The organism is Natrinema hispanicum, assembly GCF_004217335.1.
GTDB classification, from domain to species: domain Archaea; phylum Halobacteriota; class Halobacteria; order Halobacteriales; family Natrialbaceae; genus Natrinema; species Natrinema hispanicum.
The window spans coordinates 336,714-353,813 of sequence record NZ_SHMP01000004.1; the positions used below are offsets into that span (position 1 = coordinate 336,714).

At 63.7% G+C, this 17,100-nt stretch carries 14 protein-coding genes; 6 read left to right on the forward strand and 8 right to left on the reverse strand.

The window, feature by feature from the left end; genetic code table 11:
* Window positions 1-42: 42 nt before the first annotated feature.
* From BDK88_RS08615 to BDK88_RS08640, 6 genes are all read right to left on the reverse strand, one after another.
* Entirely contained in the window at window positions 43-1,503 is a 1,461-nt protein-coding gene (locus tag BDK88_RS08615; protein WP_130500083.1) for a dihydrolipoyl dehydrogenase, read from the reverse strand.
* A gap of 107 nt (window positions 1,504-1,610) precedes the next feature.
* Complete coding sequence (locus tag BDK88_RS08620) at window positions 1,611-2,615, reverse strand: two pore domain potassium channel family protein (RefSeq protein WP_130500084.1); 1,005 nt, start codon at window positions 2,613-2,615, stop codon at window positions 1,611-1,613.
* Window positions 2,612-3,871 carry a hypothetical protein gene (locus BDK88_RS08625; protein WP_130500085.1) on the reverse strand — a complete coding sequence of 420 codons (1,260 nt, stop codon included), beginning with the start codon at window positions 3,869-3,871 and terminating at the stop codon, window positions 2,612-2,614. The genes BDK88_RS08620 and BDK88_RS08625 overlap by 4 nt, the downstream gene beginning before the upstream one ends.
* Before the next feature lie 135 nt (window positions 3,872-4,006).
* Complete coding sequence (locus BDK88_RS08630; RefSeq protein ID WP_130500086.1) at window positions 4,007-4,435, reverse strand: universal stress protein; 429 nt, start codon at window positions 4,433-4,435, stop codon at window positions 4,007-4,009.
* Window positions 4,436-4,497: 62 nt separating this feature from the next.
* Window positions 4,498-5,277, reverse strand: a complete 780-nt coding sequence (locus tag BDK88_RS08635) for a sulfite exporter TauE/SafE family protein (RefSeq protein ID WP_130500609.1) — start codon at window positions 5,275-5,277, stop codon at window positions 4,498-4,500.
* A gap of 129 nt (window positions 5,278-5,406) precedes the next feature.
* Complete coding sequence (locus tag BDK88_RS08640) at window positions 5,407-6,675, reverse strand: NRAMP family divalent metal transporter (protein WP_130500087.1); 1,269 nt, start codon at window positions 6,673-6,675, stop codon at window positions 5,407-5,409.
* Window positions 6,676-7,298: 623 nt separating this feature from the next.
* On the opposite strand from BDK88_RS08640, the gene psmA reads away from it, so the two are divergent.
* The 4 genes from psmA to gyrA all read left to right on the forward strand — a co-directional run bounded on the left by psmA (window position 7,299) and on the right by gyrA (window position 13,253).
* Window positions 7,299-8,039: an archaeal proteasome endopeptidase complex subunit alpha gene (psmA, locus tag BDK88_RS08645; RefSeq protein WP_130500088.1), complete on the forward strand. Its 741-nt coding sequence runs from the start codon at window positions 7,299-7,301 to the stop codon at window positions 8,037-8,039.
* Window positions 8,032-8,730: an archaeal proteasome endopeptidase complex subunit beta gene (psmB, locus tag BDK88_RS08650; RefSeq protein ID WP_130500089.1), complete on the forward strand. Its 699-nt coding sequence runs from the start codon at window positions 8,032-8,034 to the stop codon at window positions 8,728-8,730. The genes psmA and psmB overlap by 8 nt, the downstream gene beginning before the upstream one ends.
* A 109-nt stretch (window positions 8,731-8,839) precedes the next feature.
* Window positions 8,840-10,759 (forward strand): DNA topoisomerase (ATP-hydrolyzing) subunit B, encoded by a 1,920-nt coding sequence (gene gyrB, locus BDK88_RS08655; RefSeq protein WP_130500090.1) that lies wholly within the window; start codon window positions 8,840-8,842, stop codon window positions 10,757-10,759.
* A gap of 7 nt (window positions 10,760-10,766) precedes the next feature.
* Window positions 10,767-13,253 (forward strand): DNA gyrase subunit A, encoded by a 2,487-nt coding sequence (gene gyrA, locus BDK88_RS08660; RefSeq protein ID WP_130500091.1) that lies wholly within the window; start codon window positions 10,767-10,769, stop codon window positions 13,251-13,253.
* 112 nt (window positions 13,254-13,365) lie between these two features.
* Here the strand turns inward: gyrA and BDK88_RS08665 are convergent, their stop codons facing one another.
* The gene (locus tag BDK88_RS08665; RefSeq protein WP_092931596.1) at window positions 13,366-13,899 is read right to left on the reverse strand and encodes an Rrf2 family transcriptional regulator; all 534 of its coding nucleotides are present in this window, start codon (window positions 13,897-13,899) and stop codon (window positions 13,366-13,368) included.
* A gap of 169 nt (window positions 13,900-14,068) precedes the next feature.
* Window positions 14,069-14,755 carry a metal-dependent transcriptional regulator gene (locus tag BDK88_RS08670; protein ID WP_130500092.1) on the reverse strand — a complete coding sequence of 229 codons (687 nt, stop codon included), beginning with the start codon at window positions 14,753-14,755 and terminating at the stop codon, window positions 14,069-14,071.
* A gap of 142 nt (window positions 14,756-14,897) precedes the next feature.
* On the opposite strand from BDK88_RS08670, the gene rocF reads away from it, so the two are divergent.
* Window positions 14,898-15,818: an arginase gene (rocF, locus tag BDK88_RS08675; protein WP_130500093.1), complete on the forward strand. Its 921-nt coding sequence runs from the start codon at window positions 14,898-14,900 to the stop codon at window positions 15,816-15,818.
* A 111-nt stretch (window positions 15,819-15,929) separates the two neighbouring features.
* Window positions 15,930-17,099, forward strand: a complete 1,170-nt coding sequence (locus tag BDK88_RS08680) for an NAD(P)/FAD-dependent oxidoreductase (protein WP_130500094.1) — start codon at window positions 15,930-15,932, stop codon at window positions 17,097-17,099.
* Window position 17,100: the final 1 nt, after the last annotated feature.

Genomic DNA, 17,100 nt, shown 5'->3' on the forward strand with positions numbered 1-17,100 from the left:
ATGTCGGTCGTGTATCGCGTTTGCAGATCCGGCGACGATTTACTAGTTATGGTTGTGGCCGTGGTCATGGTCGTGTCCGTGTTCGTGTTCGTGACCACCACGAGTGAACTGCCCTGCGAACGCTCGCTGGACGACCTCCGAGAGCGCGGGATGGATGTGAACCGACTCCCGGATATCGTAAATCGTCCCGGACCCGGCCGTCATCGCCACGACGACTTCTTCGATCAGGTTCGAGGCGTCGGGGCCGATGATGTGACAGCCCAGAATTTCGCCCTCGAGGTCGATGAGCGGCTTGACGAACCCCTCGGCGTGCATCGCGCTCCCGCGAGCAGTCTCCTCGTATCGATACGTTTGTTTCGCGTACTCGCGGTCCGCGGCGCGTAGTTCCTGTTCGGTCAGCCCGACGCCGGCGACCTCCGGCGAGGCGAAGACGGCAAACGGCATCGCCGTGTAGTCGACTGGCTCGAGGTCCTCGCCGAACAGGTTGCGCATGACGGCCTGAGCTTCGTGGTTCGCGTTGTGTTTCAGCAGGTACTCGCCGACGATGTCGCCGAGCGCCCAGACGCCGTCGGCGGTCGTCCGAAGATACTCGTCGGTCTGTATGAACCCGTCACGGTCGGTTTCGATACCGGCGGCCGCGACGTTCAGCGTGTCGGTGTTGGGAACGCGACCGGTCGCGACGAGCAACTCGTCGCCAGTAACGGAGATGGTGTCCCCCGGGCGTGGCCCGCCGCCATCATCGTAGGTGTAGGGACGCGCCTCGACGGTGATCGGGTCCTCGCCCTGCAGGACCGCAGTAGCCTCGTAGCCGGGATAGACGTCGAATCGGTCCGCGTAGCGCTCGGTGAATTCCGCAGCGACGTCCTCGTCGGCGTCGGGAAGTAGGTTCGGCCGCCGACTGATGATGGACACGTCGCTGCCGAACGTCCCGAAGAACTGCCCCAATTCGGCGGCGATGTAGCCGCCGCCGACGATCACGAGATGGTCCGGCGGTGTCTCCAACTGCAGCGCCTCGGTGCTGGTGAGGAAGTCGACGGTTTCGATGCCGTCGATCGGTGGAATCGCCGGACGCGTCCCCGCTGCGACGAGGACGGTGTCCGCGGTGAGGCGCTTACCGTCGTGGCTCTCGCCGTCGAGTTCGATCGTCCGTTCGTCGACGAACCGGCCTTCCGCCTCGTACAGGTCGATCCGATCCGACGAGTGCAGACCACGCCGGATCGCGTCCGAACTGCCGTGGACGTCCTCAGTGACCTCGCGGACGATGTCCGCGAACTGAACGTCGTTCACCGTGGCGTCGATGTTGAACTCGTCGGCGCGCTCGATCGTGTCCATCACTTCGGCGTGATACAACAGCTTCTTCGACGGGATACAACCGCGGTTAAGACAGGTCCCGCCGAGTCGCCCTTTCTCGACGACCGCGACCGACTGCCCCTGATTCGCCGCCACGTTTGCCACGTCGAGCCCGGAGCCGGAACCGATAACGAGGAAATCGTACTCCTCCATACCGCCGGACACGACCCGCAGCGCAATGAATACCGGTCCGGGATACTCCGGGACACAAGCGAATTCCATCGACAAACAGTCGAGCGTCCCGAGCGGGCCGGCCCACGTCACTCCTCGAGCGGCGGCCACTCCCATGCGTCGGCTTCGACGACGCCGAGCAACCGACGGCGGCGGTCGGTCAACTCCGCGAGGGCTTCGGCGAACTCCGGATCCGAAACGGTTGGAATGTCGTCCGCACGAAGTCGCTCGAGGTTCGGCGATCGGGGGACCGCTGGCTCGGGTTCAATAAAGGACTCATCAAGCGTCTCGAGGTAGCTCTGGGCGCTCGAGCGAGCGTTCTCGACGACCGCCGGATCGGGGCTGGCCTCGTCCGGAATGGCATATCGAAAGAGCATAAGCGACTCATCGAAGATGGGGACAGCCACGGCCGATGCGCGTTCGCCCTTCTCGCTGTGGTAGTAGTGCAAGATTGGATACGATTTGTGCTGTTCGGCGAGGGTGCTCAGCTCAGAGCCAAGTGTCTCGAGGGCTCGCTCGAGGCCGTCGAAATCCTGGCCGTTCCAGCCCGCGCGGACAAACGCCTCGCTCCGGCCCCCCAACCCCGTCACGGTGGTTGCGAACGATCGCTTGTCCGAGACGGCCCCGAGTACGGTGAGAACGTAGGAGACACCGAGCGTAACGAAGGCCATGCCCGAGGCCGTCGTGAACGCACTGGCGACTTCCCAGACGTCACCGCCGTACAGCGGGGTGTAGTCGCCGTTTCCGTCCGTGAACATCGTGTAGGCGACGTAGTAGAACCGTCCCCACCAGTCGGCGGTCCCGCCGGTTCGCGTGTCGACCAGCGCAGTCGGATAGCTGGCGAAGATGAACGTCCAGCCGACCCAGATGAGGCCAATCCACAGCGCGAGCGTCAGGGCGAGGGTGATCGGTCCGGCGAGGCTGAGCGCTCGGTCGTGGTCCCGCGTCACGGCGCGGAGTCCCCGCCAGACGCCTGCCGTGAATCGGCCGGCAATTGGTCCTGACCCGCCGTCGACCCAGAGGGTCGTCCAGAGGATGTCGACGATCCCGCCACCGAGCAACGCGACGCCGACGGCGAGATAGAGCGGGTTCATTCGACGACCGCTCGCTGCTCGATGACCTCGGCAAGCACGTCCGCGATTTCCGCGTTCGTCTCGGGGCTGTAGTGGCCGCCTTCCCCGCGCTCGACGTACAACGACTCGACGTCGCCGTCGTCAGGCGAGAGGTGCGTCGCCATGTCGATCGTCGCCAGGTCATCGTACCGATCGTCGAGACGTTCCATGAGGTTGCCATAGATCGGCCCGTGTTCGGCCTCGTATTTCGCGTAGCGGAGTTGCTGGACCATCACGAAGACCGGTTCGAACTCCTGCTCGTCCGCGTAGTCGACGAACTCCTCGATGAGCGCGTCGAAGAGGGGTTCGTGGGTCTCGAACAGCCGCTCGTGGTACCGCACTCGGGGCTGTTCCAGCCGCAGCGCCGACTGCGTCTGTGCCCGATCGAAGTCGACCCCCGGAACCGACCGACCGAATCGGCGCTCGAGTTCCTTCCCGGCCGTATAGCCAGCGTACCGGAGGTGTTCCCCCTTCTCGAGGAAATCGGTCGTGTACGGCCGCGTCGCGAAGTGGGGCTCGAACCAGTGGTCGTAGTGGAAGTCGTACGCACGGAGAAAGTCGGCCTTCGACTCGAGGGCGAGCAACTCCGCTTTCTCGTCGACGGGGCTCTCGACGCGCTCGAGGCCGTCGTCATCCAGCACGTACCGGGGTTTAACCGCCAAGATATTGCCGAACTCCTGATAGTGTTTCCAGACGCTCAAAATGCGCGCGATCGAGGAGGCGGTGACGACCATGAAGACGTAGTCGGTCGGATCCTCGGGGTACTTGCGTTTGAGCCGCATGAGCGCCTGATCGAGCCCATAGTTGCCGCCACCGTAGTTGGCGACGTGGGTGTCGAGTTCCGCCGCGAGGTAGTGCTGGAACGTTTCGTCGTTATCGACCTCCCGGCAGAAACAGTAGGAGTCACCATAGGTCGAGACCGTGGTGTCGGCGCTCTCGTCACGGTCTTTTGCGGGACAGACCCGACTGGCGTACTCGTCGGTCGAGTAGGTCACCACGCTGCGGACCTCCTCGCCGGGGAGGTGATCGCCTGTATCTTTCTGTTTCTCCCGGTTCGGCTGGGGTGCCCACCCGAGTTCGGGGTCGAAGCTGCTGAACTTCCCCAGTAACTCCCGGTCGATCTCGGGGAACTCCTCGGTGGCGACCGAGGGAAGCCGCTCGAGCGCTCGGTACGACGTGATCTCGAGGACCACTATGCCACCGACGAGAGCGATCGCTATCGCGACGAACGGAAGCATCGGCTCATCGTACCGGGACGGCGGGGAAGGGGATTATGCCGGAATCTGCCATTTTCGGGTCATCGACGCGATCGGGCGCATCCGCTGTCGTCATTGCAGGTCCCGGGTCGCGATTGGCATGCCGCCTCGAGACTGTCAGCGAACCGTCGTGACCGGGACCGGCGAGTGTCGAACGACGACTTCGGCAACGCTGCCGAGCAGGAGTCGCGCGACGCCGGATCGGCCGTGGCTGCCGATGACGACGTGATCGACGGCGTCGTGCTCGGCAACTGAGAGGATCTCCTGGGCTGGTGTTCCTGTTCGCGTTCGGGTGTCGATGTCGACACCATGCTCGTCGGCGATGGCTTCGGCTGCAGCCAGCCGATCGGTGGCGTCATCCAGCAACTCACGGCGTTCGGCACTTGGGTCGGCGTCGTCAGCGGTGTTCGGGATGTACGGCAACGAGGTCGTATCGGCGACGGTCACCACGACGAACTCGCCGTGAGGAAACAACTCGAACGCGTAGGCGAGTGCGTCGCGAGCGGGCTCGGAGTCATCAAACGGGACGAGAATCCGCGGTGGCATGGTATCTCGACGTCCACGCGCGACATCTTCAGTTTGGGTCCGTCAACTGCATCGTATCGTGGTCACAGCGCGAGATAGGGGCCGACCGCCAGAAGGACAACTCCCAGCGCGACTTTCAGCTTCTCGGGGTCGACGACGTGGGCAACGCGCCAGCCGACGACGACGCCGAGCAACAGCGGCGTACCGACGACGACCGCGAGCGGAACGAGGACGTTTCCCTGCAGGAAATAGCCCGAGGCCGCAAACGCCGCGATAAAGATCGACTGGACCTGCGCGACGGCGACGGCGAGCAACATCGGGACGCCGACGAGCACCAGCGCGGGGACGGCAAGCACCGGGCCACCGATCCCCAGCAGACCGCTGGCGACCCCGAGAACGAACCCGAGTCCCGCGAGTACCGCTTGCCCGAGACGGGTCAGCGGCTCGAGGTCGTACACCGGGCTAAACCCCCGGCGCTCGCGATAGAGGATGGTCCCGCCGACGGCCATCGCGACACCGCCAAGCAGGAGCCCGAACAGCGACCGTGGCACGAACGGGTTCACCGACGCGCCGACGAGCGCGCCAAGGACGCTCGCGCCGCTGAGGACGACCGCGATCGCGCGACTCTCGCCGGTGTTCATTTCCCCGGAGTAGAGATAGGCGGCGCTGCCGACGAGCCCCGTCACGATGAACGTGGCGTGGGCGGTGCCGGCGACCTGGCTCGAGGCCAACGGTGTTAGCGAGTACAGCGCGATCGTCACGAAGATCCCGCCGGGACCGATGGTGGTGATGCCGATCCCCGAGAAGAACGCGATCGAGACGAGCAACAGGAGCAGCGAGAGCCCGAAATCGAGTGCAATCATCTCTTGCACGACGTGTGTTGTCATTCCAGTCCGTCTCACTCCACCGTTCTGCTTGCGCCGATCGGACGACGCAGGTATCGCACACGAGTCCGTCACTCGCAGCCACTCGAGTAAGCGGGTTGCCTGCCGTTAGAGGATAGACAAGATCGTTTCGTAGAGCGACTGGACGGTCAGGAGGCTCCCGACGAGCAGGATGAGTCCCGCCGCGATGAACGCGGCGTTTTCGTACCAGTCGATGTCGTGAAACCTGTTGACGGCACCGATGAGCGCGAAGACGGTGACTGGAAGGCCGATCGCGCCGTTGACGGCCGGCATGATGATCGCCATTTCGACCGGTCCGAAACCGGTGTAGACGAGCATCGGAAGCGCAGTGACCGCCGAGAGGACGATCAGCGCGATGACCGTTCGTCGGAACGCGGAATCACCGAAGACCGTGTCTCGTCCGAGCGCCTGTGGCACCATGAAGCCGGCTCCAAACAGCGTCCCGGTGGCCGAGGAGATCGAGGCGAGAAACGCCGCGAGGATGAACACCACGAGCGCGTACTCGCCGAGGATCGACGCGAGCGGTTTTCCTGGGGTCGTTAACGCCATCTCACCGCCGGAGAGCGTGACCGCCGAGACGATCATCACGAAGCTGCCGATGACGAGCGTCGTCGCGATCCCGGCGGCGTTGTCCCGACGGTACTCCCAGATGTCGGTCCATTCCTTGGTCGGCTGGATGCTCGACTGAATGAAGAAGTTCGGCCAGTAGACCGTCGTTCCCAGCAGGGCGATAACCGCAGTGAGGTAGCCGATTTCGGTCTGCAGGATCGGTTGCAGACCGGCCGCGACCGACTGCCACGGCACGTTGAGGCCGAGTAGTAACAGGCCATACGAACTGAACACGGCGAACACCATCGCGGCGATCGCCGCTTCGATTCGGTCGTAGACCTTCATCTGGACGATGGCGATGCCGATCCCGGCTGCGAGGACGATCCCGACGAGGACGTTGTCGAGACCGGGGATCAGCCAGGCCAGAGCCGCACCCGCGACCGCATAGTTCGAGACGGCCCACAGTCCGGACATCAGTGAGATACCGATCAGTAGCGTCGAGCCACCGATCGGGAGCGCGTCAGCGATGTAGTCGGCGAGCGGTTCGTCGGCCACGGCGAGCCGCGCGCTCATGTCGTGCAGCGCGATGTCAACGAGGAAGGCAAGCGGTAGCACCCACAGCAAGGAGTACGCGAAGTTCGCGCCCGTGTCGGCGAGGATGTAGACCGATCCTGCACCGAAGACGTTCGCAGCGAACAGCACGCCCAGTCCGTACCTGTAGAGAGCGCCGTGGATCACTTCGCCGCCGGGGACTGCGTCGACGACTGCTGATGTCGACGTGGACGCCGACGCGGACTGTTCGCTCACACGCGCTCACCTCCTGCATCGATCCCAGTGGTGGTTTCATAAGCGGATCGCTGTCGGATCAGACGCGAGGCGAACCCGGTCTCTGAAATAACCGCTGCGAGGCTGGCACCGGGTTCGCATCGACGAATTTTCTCGTTTACCGGTTCGACAGGAACGGCCACCGCGGTACTATGGGTATGGGGTTTCATCTCTGGGAGTTTCGAAAAGCAGCTGATGTCTCGCCTCCTCGAGTTTGCGGACGCTGGATTTCGAGGAGGCCCGAACAGCGTGCTGGCATCTGTTTGCTTCGTCCGAAACGCGATACCGAAAGCAACAGCCGGGAGTCGGTTGAGTGAAAAGCTTGAGATAGCAGACGCCCAGTCAGATAGCTGGTGTGGGTAATATCGTATTACCCCGAAAACGAACCCGAAGTCGCAGCGGCGACTCGAGTAACACAGTACCGGCGGCACTACCGAATGCGAGTGTCCGATGAATCCAGCTTCGAATACCCGATTACGACCGCCGACACCTCATTGGCGCTGCCGAGTGTCACGATCTCAGTGACTCTCTCATGGCAGACGAAGTTGCCTTCAGACCAAGACCTATACATTTCTATCCATTACCCGAGGTGAAGACCTCTGCCAATGCAAGGACAATCTCAGCAGCAGGCCTACGATCGGGGAATCACCATTTTCTCCCCTGACGGACGTCTCTATCAGGTCGAGTACGCACGCGAGGCAGTCAAACGCGGCACCGCGAGCGTCGGTCTCCGCACACCTGACGGCGTCGTCCTCACCGCCAACCGGCGGGTCAGCTCGCCGCTTATGGAACGCTCGAGCGTCGAGAAGATCCACAAGGCCGACGACCACGTCGGCGTCGCAAGCGCCGGCCACGTTGCCGACGCGCGCCAACTCGTCGACCTCGCGCGGCGGCGCGCACAGGGCGAACAGCTCCGCTATGGCCAGCAGATCGGCGTCGAGACGCTGACCCGATCGATCACGGACCACATTCAGGAGTACACCCAGACCGGTGGCGCACGTCCCTTTGGCGTCGCGCTGCTCGTCGGCGGGATCGAAGACGGCGAGCCGAAACTGTTCGAGACCGATCCCTCGGGGACGGACTACGAGTGGCAGGCGGCCGCCATCGGCGGCGACCGCGACGTCATTCAGGGCTATCTCGAGGACAACTACCACGACGAACTTGACGTCGACGGCGGGATCGAACTTGCCGTGCGCGCGCTCAGCGAACCCGAAGACGAGGTCGTCGCCGCCGAGGAGGTCGACGTCGCGACGATCACGACCGACGATGAGACGTTCAGTTCGGTCTCAGTCGACCGCCTCGAGTCGATCATCGAAGAGATCGACGTGGAGGAGATGGATGAGTAACTGGACGCAGGGACCCACTCCGTCGCCGTACAAGCCCGAACTGGGGTCGCTGCCCGACGGCAGCCAGCGCGACGAGCACGACGACACCGTCGCCAAGACGGGGACGACGACGATCGGCATCACGACCGAGGAGGGTGTCGTCGTCGCGACGGACATGCGTGCCAGCCTCGGCGGCCGGTTCGTCTCGAACAAAAACGTCCAGAAGGTCGAACAGATCCACCCAACCGGCGCGTTAACGCTCGTCGGCTCGGTCGGTGGTGCCCAATCGTTCATCCGAACGTTGCGCTCCGAGGTCGACCTCTACGAAGCTCGACGCGGCGAGTCGATGGACATCGAGGCGCTGGCGACGCTGGCCGGCAACTTCGCCCGTGGCGGCCCGTTCCGGGCGATCAACCCCATCCTCGGCGGCGTCGACGACGAAGGTAGCCACGTCTACAGCATCGACCCTGCCGGCGGCGTCATGGAAGACGACTACACCGTCACCGGCTCCGGGATGCAATTGGCCTACGGCCTGCTCGAGCAGGCGTACGAAGACGACCTGTCGCTCGAGGACGCCACGTCTATCGCGGCCCGCGCGATCAAGTCGGCCGTCGAGCGTGACACCGGCTCGGGCAACGGTGTCTTCCTCGCGGAGATCACCGACGAAGGCGTCGAGATTCAGGGCCACAAGGCGTTCGACGCGCTCCTGTAGCAGGCTGGCCGTCAAGAGCTCTTTAGAGGCCGTCGTATGACGGCTCGCGCTCGCGCGCGTACACGTGACTTTTATTAGGGCCGGTCTACTACCCGAAAGCAGGTTTTACATGTCCCAGGAAAGCGAGTACGGAGCCGGGCAGATTCAGGTCTTAGAAGGCCTGGAAGCTGTGCGAAAGCGACCGGCAATGTACATCGGCTCTACCGATTCTCGAGGGCTGCACCACCTCGTCTACGAAGTGGTCGACAACTCGATCGACGAGGCGTTGGCCGGCTACTGCGACGACATCACCGTCACCATCCACGAGGACAACTCGGTGAGCGTCGCAGACGACGGCCGCGGCATCCCCGTCGACACACACGAGGAGTACGACCGCCCCGCACTCGAGGTCATTCTGACTGTCCTCCACGCCGGCGGCAAGTTCGACAACAAGTCCTACCAGGTCTCCGGCGGCCTCCACGGCGTCGGCGTCTCGGTCGTCAACGCTCTCTCCGAACGACTCGAGGCCGAGGTCAAACGTAACGACGGTGTCTTCCGCCACGCCTTCGAAGCGGGCGAGCCCGTCGGCGACATGGAGCGGGTCCGCGAGATGGAGCCCGACGAGGAGACCGGCACGCAGATCCGCTTTTGGCCCGACACGGGAATCTTCGAGACCGGCGAGTTCACGTTCTCGACGCTGTCGAACCGGCTGCGGGAACTGGCCTTCCTCAACTCCGGCGTCCGTATCACGCTCCGCGACGAGCGCGAGGACGAGCCCGTCGCCGAGACCTACGAGTACGACGGCGGCATCCGCGAGTTCGTCGAGTATCTAAACGAGACGCGCTCGGCGATGCACGACGACGTCATCTACTTCGACGACGAAGACCAGAACATTCAGGTCGAAGTCGCGATGCAGGCCACCGAGGAACTGCAAGGGTCGATCCACGCCTTCGCGAACAACATCAACACGCGCGAAGGCGGGACCCACCTCACCGGGTTCAAGACCGCCCTGACGCGGACGGTCAACGACTACGCCAACGAGAACGATCTCCTCTCCGATCTCGAGAACAATCTCAAAGGAGAGGACATCCGCGAGGGGCTCACGGCAGTCATCTCGATCAAACACCCCGATCCCCAGTTCGAGGGCCAGACGAAGACGAAACTCGGCAACTCCGAGGTACGGGGGATCGTCGAGAGTGCCATGCACGAGGGCCTTGGCACCTACTTCGAGGAACACCCCGACACCGCCGAGGCGATCGTCACCAAGGCCGTCGAGGCCGCGAAAGCCCGCATGGCCGCTCAGAAGGCCGAAGAACTCACACGGCGCAAGTCCGCCCTCGAGTCAACGTCGCTGCCCGGCAAACTCGCTGACTGCCAGACGAAAGATCCAGACGAGGCCGAACTGTTCATCGCGGAGGGTGACTCCGCAGGCGGCAGCGCGAAACAGGCTCGAAACCCCGAATTCCAGGCCGTTCTCCCGATCAAGGGGAAGATCCTGAACGTCGAGAAACACCGGCTGGATCGGATCCTCGAGAACGACGAGATCCGAAACATGATCACCGCGATCGGCGCGGGGATCGGCGACGAGTTCGACGTCGACGACGTCCGCTACAAGAAGATTATCATGGCGACCGACGCCGACGTCGACGGAGCACACATCCGGACGCTCCTGTTGACGTTCTTCTACCGGCACATGCGCCCGCTGCTCGAGGGGGGCTACGTCTACGCCACCCAGCCGCCGCTCTATCGCATCCGGTACCGTGGCGAGACCTACGATGCGATGACTGACGCCGAACGCGACCGGATCGTCGAGGAGAAATGCGACGGCAACCCCTCCCAGGTCCAGCGGTTCAAGGGGCTTGGCGAGATGAACCCCGAACAGCTCTGGGAGACGACGATGAACCCCGACAACCGTATCCTCAAGCAGATCACGATCGAGGACGCGGCGGCGGCGGACAAGATGTTCTCCGTCCTGATGGGCGACGCCGTCGAACCCCGCAAGCAGTTCATCAAGGAGAACGCGCCGGAAGCCGAGTGGATCGACATCTAATTTATACATGAGTTCAGACGTACCCGATCCGACAGACGTAGAGGCACGAGCGGTAGAGAACGTGCGCATCGAGGACGAGATGGAGCAGAGCTACATCGACTACGCGATGTCCGTCATCGCGGGTCGTGCGCTCCCACGCGTCGAGGACGGGCTCAAGCCCGTCCACCGGCGCATCCTCTATGCGATGCACGAGATGGGGGTCTCAAGTGGCTCGAGTCACCGCAAGTCCTCCTCGATCGTCGGGGAGACGATGGGTGATTACCACCCTCACGGCGACAGCGCGATCTACGACACGTTGGTCCGGATGGCCCAGGACTTCTCGATGCGCTACCCACTCGTGGACGGCCAGGGGAACTTCGGCTCGATGGACGGCGATCCGGCCGCTGCACAGCGGTACACGGAGGCTCGGATGTCGCCCATTTCCGAGGAGTTGCTCGCTGACATCGACAAGGACACCGTCGACTTCTCCTCGAACTACGACGACCGCCTGCAGGAACCCGACGTGCTCCCGGCGGCGTTTCCCAACCTGCTGGTCAACGGCTCGTCGGGGATCGCTGTCGGGATGTCGACGAACATCCCGCCCCACAATCTGGGGGAAGTCATCGACGCGACCATCGAGCTGATCGACGACCCCGACGCGACCGTCGACGACCTGATGGACCACGTCAAGGGCCCGGACTTCCCGACGGGCGCGAACATCGTCGGCCGCGACGCCATCTACTCGGCGTACAAGACCGGCCGCGGCCGCATCCGCGTTCGCGCCGAATACGAGGTCGAGGAGTGGAAGAACGGCCGTGAGCGCATCGTCGTCACCGAACTCCCCTTCCAGGCCAACAAGGCCCGCCTCGTCGAGCGCATCGCCGAGGACGTCAACGAGGGCGAGATCGAGGGCATCACGGACCTGCGCGACGAGTCCGACCGCGACGGCGTTCGCATCGTCATCGAACTCAACCGCGGCGCGAACGCGGATGTCGTCGAGAACAAACTGCTCGAGAACCACTTAGAGCGAACCTTCGGTGTCATCAACCTCGCGCTGGTCGACGGCCAGCCCCGAGTGCTCTCGCTCAAGGAAACGCTCGAGGAGTACGTTGCCCATCGCCGCGAGGTCGTTCGCCGGCGCAGCGAGTACGATCTCGCGGAGGCGGAAGATCGCGCGCACATTCTCGAGGGGCGGCTGACGGCCGTCGAGAACGCCGAAGACGTCGTCGAGCTCATCCGCGACAGCGAGGACCGATCGGCGGCGAAAGCGGCGCTGCAAGACGCTTACGACTTCTCTGCGGACCAGGCCGATCACATCGTCCGGATGCAACTGGGAAGTCTCACCTCGATGGAGGCCGCCGAGATCGAAGCCGAGTACGAAGAGGTCCAGGCCGAGATCGAGCGCCTGACGACCATCCTCGAGAGCGAAGACGAGTTGCTCGAGGTAATCAAAGACGAACTCCGCGAGATCAAAGCCGAGTACGGCGACGAGCGTCGGACCTCGATTATCGAAGACCAGGGGACGGTCACCCACGAAGACCTCATCCCCGAAGAGGAGGTGTTCGTGGTCATGACCGAAGACGACTACGTCAAGCGGATGCCGATCGACCAGTTCGATCCCCAGGGCCGGGGCGGCAAGGGCATCATCGGCGCGGACGTCAAGGAAGACGACCGCGTCGCGACGGTCTTCCGGGCCAACACCCACGACTACCTGCTGTGCTTTACCAATCAGGGAGAGGTATACCGGCTCAAGACCTACGAGATCCCCGAGATGGGCCGGACGGCCCGCGGCAAATCCGCGGTCAACATCCTCGACCTCGACCCCGGTGAGGACATCACGGCCATCGTCGACACTGACGCCTTCAGTGACGACGAGTTCGTGACGATGGTCACCCGCAACGGCTACGTCAAACGTACCGTCGGTGCGGAGTTCGACAACATCCTCTCGACGGGGATCATCGCGGCCGACTTAGAGGAGGGCGACGAACTCGTCGACGTGGAAGTCACCAACGGCTCGCAGGATCTCGTCATCGCGACCGAAGGCGGCATGACGATTCGCTTCGACGAAGACGAGGTCCGCCCGATGGGCCGCAACGCTCGCGGTGTCAACGGCATCAAACTGCAAGCCGACGACGCCGTGGCTGGACTAGTCGCGACCGACGAGGACGACGGACAGGCGCTGTTGACCGTGACCGAGAACGGCTACGGCAAGCGGACGCCCCTCGCGGAGTATAGCACCCAGTCACGATACGGCAAGGGGCTGATCGACATCAAGACCGGCGACCGAAACGGTCCTGTGACGGCCGTCAAGGCAGTCGATCCGGACGATGGACTCGTGATGATGAGCGAGCGCGGCCAGATCGTCCGGACACGTGTCGACGAGATCTCGACCGTCGGCCGCAACACGATGGGTGTGATCGTGATGGACGTCGAAGACGGCGACGCGGTCGCAAGCGTCGACGTGATTCCGGCTGCGACCGCTGATGGGGACGCAGACACCGACGCGCTCGAATAAATCTCGCCGCAGTTCGCCCACCGTCTCGACTCGAAACCAGTTTTTGCCGATCAGTCACCGACCGAGCGCAGACGCTAGCAGAAGAAGCGAGGTGAGAGCCGCCGATCGCCGCTCAGTGGGACGGCTCTTCGGTCGGGGCGACCATATCGTCGATCCGGAGAATGAGGATGTTGTTCGTGTCGTCTTTGCCGTCGACGGTGCCATCGATGACGAGTTTCGAGAGCGGCGTCGGGCCGACGGTGACGGAATCGCCCTCGTGAATGTCGCTGACTCGTCCCTGCACGTGGATCTCTGCGCGGCAGAGTTCCGGATGGTGCACGCTCGAGAGGTCGATCTCTTCGATGATCGTGTCGCTGACGGGTTCGCCCTCGTGTTGCAGCGGAACCGATGCGGGCTCGTCCATCTGCTGAATCTCGAGTGCTTCGTAGGCGGCGGCGGTTGGTTTGTAGCCGCCTTTCGGCCCCGGTACACCCTCTACCAGTTGGAGGGCTTTGAGACTCTGCATCTGATTGCGGATCGTCCCGGGGTTGCGGTCGACCTGCTCGGCGATATCCTCGCCTTTGATGGCGTCTTCGGACTTCTTGTGGAGGTTCGTCAGGGCGCGGAGTATTTTCTTCTGGCTGGGGGTGAGTTCGATGGATGACATAGTGTTTTATTCGTATTTGGTTTCCTTAAACCCGGCGGGTGGGCCGGCTATTTTGCCAACGTTGTGACGATTGCACCGGGAATGTACGCACTTTCGTATCGTCCGCCGACGGTGAGGCGGGCATCCGTGGGTCACAGTATCATCGCGATCGCCACGGTATCCCCCGCAGCTACGACGACGGCTGCGGTTCGGCGGGCACCACGACCCGAACGTGTCTGGCGACGGACTCGGGCAGCGAGACCGGTTCGTCGGCCTCGCTCGAGCACGCCGTCACCATTCCGAACGGCGCGATCTCGATGATCTCGAGGTCGACACCGGGTTCGACGCCGTGGTCGGCGAGATACGAGAGTACCTCGGGGTCGTGGTCGGCGACCTCGGCGACGGTCACGACGGCTCCTTCCTCGAATTCGGTGATGGCCTCGCCGTCGGGGCGCTCCGGCGGCTCGAGGTCGGCACTCGGGATCGGTGAGCCGTGTGGATCGACCGTCGGCTCGCCGAGTGCATCGGCGACGCGTGCCTCGAAGTTCTCGCTGATGTGGTGTTCGAGGCGGTCGGCTTCCGCGTGGACTTCCGACCAGTCGTAATCGAGGTGTTCGGTGAGGTAGGCCTCGAGCAGCCGGTGGTGGCGGACGATCTCGAGGGCGACGGTCTCACCCTCGTCGGTCAGTGTCACACCGCGATACTTCTCGCGGTCGACGAGGTCCCGTTCCTCGAGTTTGTCGAGCATACTGGTCACCGTCGGCGACGTGACGTCCAGCTCCGCCGCGATCTCGGAGGTCTTGATCCGCTCGTCGGTCTCGCGCTGGAGCTGATAGATCGCTTTGAGGTAGTCCTCCATCACGTCGCTCAGCATCATGCTGTGCCGAGTTTAGATCGGTCTAACCCTAAAGCTATCGCCACCGAGACCGTCAGTGTGTGATCGACGGAGACTGTCGCGTGTCCGCGCATCGACTGTGACTGACCACCACGACCAAACCGATCGGCGATGTAGTGAACGCATGGACCGGACCGTCAGGATCATCGGCGCGCCGATGGACTACGGGGCGAACCGTCGTGGCGTCGACATGGGCCCGTCTGCGATCCGCTATGCGGGACTGGCAGACGGCCTCGAGCGGGCGGACGTCGACCCGATCGACGACGGCGACCTGTCGATGCCCCGGGCCGAAGAGCGTGATCCGGACGCTGACCAGCCCTACGGCGGGAACGCGAAGTTCCTCCGCGAGATCGAGGGCGTCTGTCGGCGGCTGTGCGACCGCGTCGCAGCGACGCGCACCGCCGGTGAGTTCCCGCTCGTGCTGGGCGGCGACCACTCGGTCGCGATCGGGTCCCTTACTGGCTCGGCTCGGGATGTTGACCTCGGCGCGATCTGGTTCGACGCCCACGCTGACCTGAACACGCCCGAAACGTCGCCAACCGGCAACGTCCATGGCATGCCACTGGCTGCGGTCCTCGGCCGCGGCGCGTTCGGCGAGATGGAATGGGCACCCGCCTCCGGACTCCGTGAGTCGTCGGTCGCCTACGTCGGTCTCCGGAGCATCGACGACCGCGAGCGCGACCTGCTCCAAGAGAGTTCACTGACGGCCTACACGATGTCCGACATCGACCAGCGGGGCGTCTCTGCCGTCGTCGAAGACGCCCTCGCGGTCGCGACCGACGGCACCGACGGCGTCCACGTCAGTCTCGATCTGGACTGGCTCGATCCGAAGACGGCCCCCGGCGTCGGCACGCCCGTCCGCGGCGGCGTCACCTACCGGGAAGCCCACGCCGCACTCGAGACGCTCTCTCGACGCGACGAAGCTGACGGCGTCCTCCGGTCGATGGACGTCGTCGAAGTGAACCCGATCCTAGATGAGGCAAACGAGACGGCGACGCTGGCGGCCGAACTGACCGCAAGCATGTTCGGGAAACGGATTCTCTAGGTCCCAGCCCGCCTCGAGCGTATCATTCACCGGCCGTGACGTCGTGCGAGCCGTGACCACACCGATACCGGTTCCAACAGCTTTGTATCATAGTGCTTCCCATTATGCTGTATGACTGAGAACGTTGTCGTGCTCGGAGCTGGCTATGCTGGTACCGGCGCGATCAAAAAGCTCCAATCGGAGCTTGGCGGTAACGTACGGCTGACCTGGATCGCCGACGTCGATTATCACCTCGTGTTGCACGAATCCCACCGTGTGATCCGCGACCCAAGCGTCCGCTCGGACATTACCTTCCCGGTCGACCAGATCGCGGACCCGGCGACCCGATTCATCCAGGACGAAGTGACGGGCTTAGACGTCGACGAACAGGTCGTCGAACTCGCAGACAGCGAGGACGTCGAGTACGATTACGTCCTCGTCGCGCTGGGTAGCCAGACCGCCTACTACGGCATCCCCGGCCTCGATGACCACTCCCTGACGCTCAAGAGTCTCGACGACGCCCTCGAGATCCACGACGCCGTCACGGAAGCCAGTCAGGACGCGACCCGCAGCGAGCCCGCACAGGTCGTCATCGGCGGTGCCGGCCTTTCGGGCATCCAGACTGCCGGCGAGATCGCCGAGTTCCGCGACCAACACCGCGCCCCCATCGAGATCCACCTCGTCGAGGCACTCGAGGAGATCTTCCCCGGTAACGATCCGGAGTGCCAGCAGGCCCTGCGCGACCTGTTAGAGGAAGCCGGCGTCCGCATTCATACGGATGACCCGATCACCGAAGCGACCGAAGACCACATCGAGTTCGACGAGGGCGAGCCGCTCGAGCATGACGTGCTCGTCTGGACCGGCGGCATCACGGGTCGGGACGCGATGGACAGTGTCGACCTCGAGAACGAACACAACCGCGTCAACACCCGCGCGAACTTCCAGACCTCCGACGAGCGCGTGTTCGCAGTTGGCGACTCGGCGATCATCGACCAAGGCGACCAGCCCGCACCGCCGACGGCACAGGCCGCCTGGCAGGCCGCCGAGGTCGCCGGCGAGAACATCGCTCGCGCGATCGCCAACCGTCCGCTGAAGACCTGGGAACACGAGGACAAGGGGACCGTCGTCTCGGTCGGCGACAAGGCGATCGCTCACGACGTCAAGCCGACAAAGGGGATCTCCTTGCCTGTCGATACCTTCGGCGGCCTCCCAGCGGAGAACTTGAAGAAGGTGATCGCCGCCCGCTGGATCGCCGACATCACGTCCTGGAACGAAGCCCGCAAGTCCTGGTCGTCCCTGTAGG

Bases quoted from the DNA above. Each gene is read 5' to 3' on its own strand.
- BDK88_RS08615 (WP_130500083.1), bottom strand. From the start codon at position 1,503: ATGGAGGAGTACGATTTCCTCGTTATCGGTTCCGGCTCCGGGCTCGAC.
- BDK88_RS08620 (WP_130500084.1), bottom strand. From the start codon at position 2,615: ATGAACCCGCTCTATCTCGCCGTCGGCGTCGCGTTGCTCGGTGGCGGG.
- BDK88_RS08625 (WP_130500085.1), bottom strand. From the start codon at position 3,871: ATGCTTCCGTTCGTCGCGATAGCGATCGCTCTCGTCGGTGGCATAGTG.
- BDK88_RS08630 (WP_130500086.1), bottom strand. From the start codon at position 4,435: ATGCCACCGCGGATTCTCGTCCCGTTTGATGACTCCGAGCCCGCTCGC.
- BDK88_RS08635 (WP_130500609.1), bottom strand. From the start codon at position 5,277: ATGATTGCACTCGATTTCGGGCTCTCGCTGCTCCTGTTGCTCGTCTCG.
- psmA (WP_130500088.1), top strand. From the start codon at position 7,299: ATGCAAGGACAATCTCAGCAGCAGGCCTACGATCGGGGAATCACCATT.
- psmB (WP_130500089.1), top strand. From the start codon at position 8,032: ATGAGTAACTGGACGCAGGGACCCACTCCGTCGCCGTACAAGCCCGAA.
- gyrB (WP_130500090.1), top strand. From the start codon at position 8,840: ATGTCCCAGGAAAGCGAGTACGGAGCCGGGCAGATTCAGGTCTTAGAA.
- gyrA (WP_130500091.1), top strand. From the start codon at position 10,767: ATGAGTTCAGACGTACCCGATCCGACAGACGTAGAGGCACGAGCGGTA.
- BDK88_RS08665 (WP_092931596.1), bottom strand. From the start codon at position 13,899: ATGTCATCCATCGAACTCACCCCCAGCCAGAAGAAAATACTCCGCGCC.
- BDK88_RS08670 (WP_130500092.1), bottom strand. From the start codon at position 14,755: ATGATGCTGAGCGACGTGATGGAGGACTACCTCAAAGCGATCTATCAG.
- rocF (WP_130500093.1), top strand. From the start codon at position 14,898: ATGGACCGGACCGTCAGGATCATCGGCGCGCCGATGGACTACGGGGCG.
- BDK88_RS08680 (WP_130500094.1), top strand. From the start codon at position 15,930: ATGACTGAGAACGTTGTCGTGCTCGGAGCTGGCTATGCTGGTACCGGC.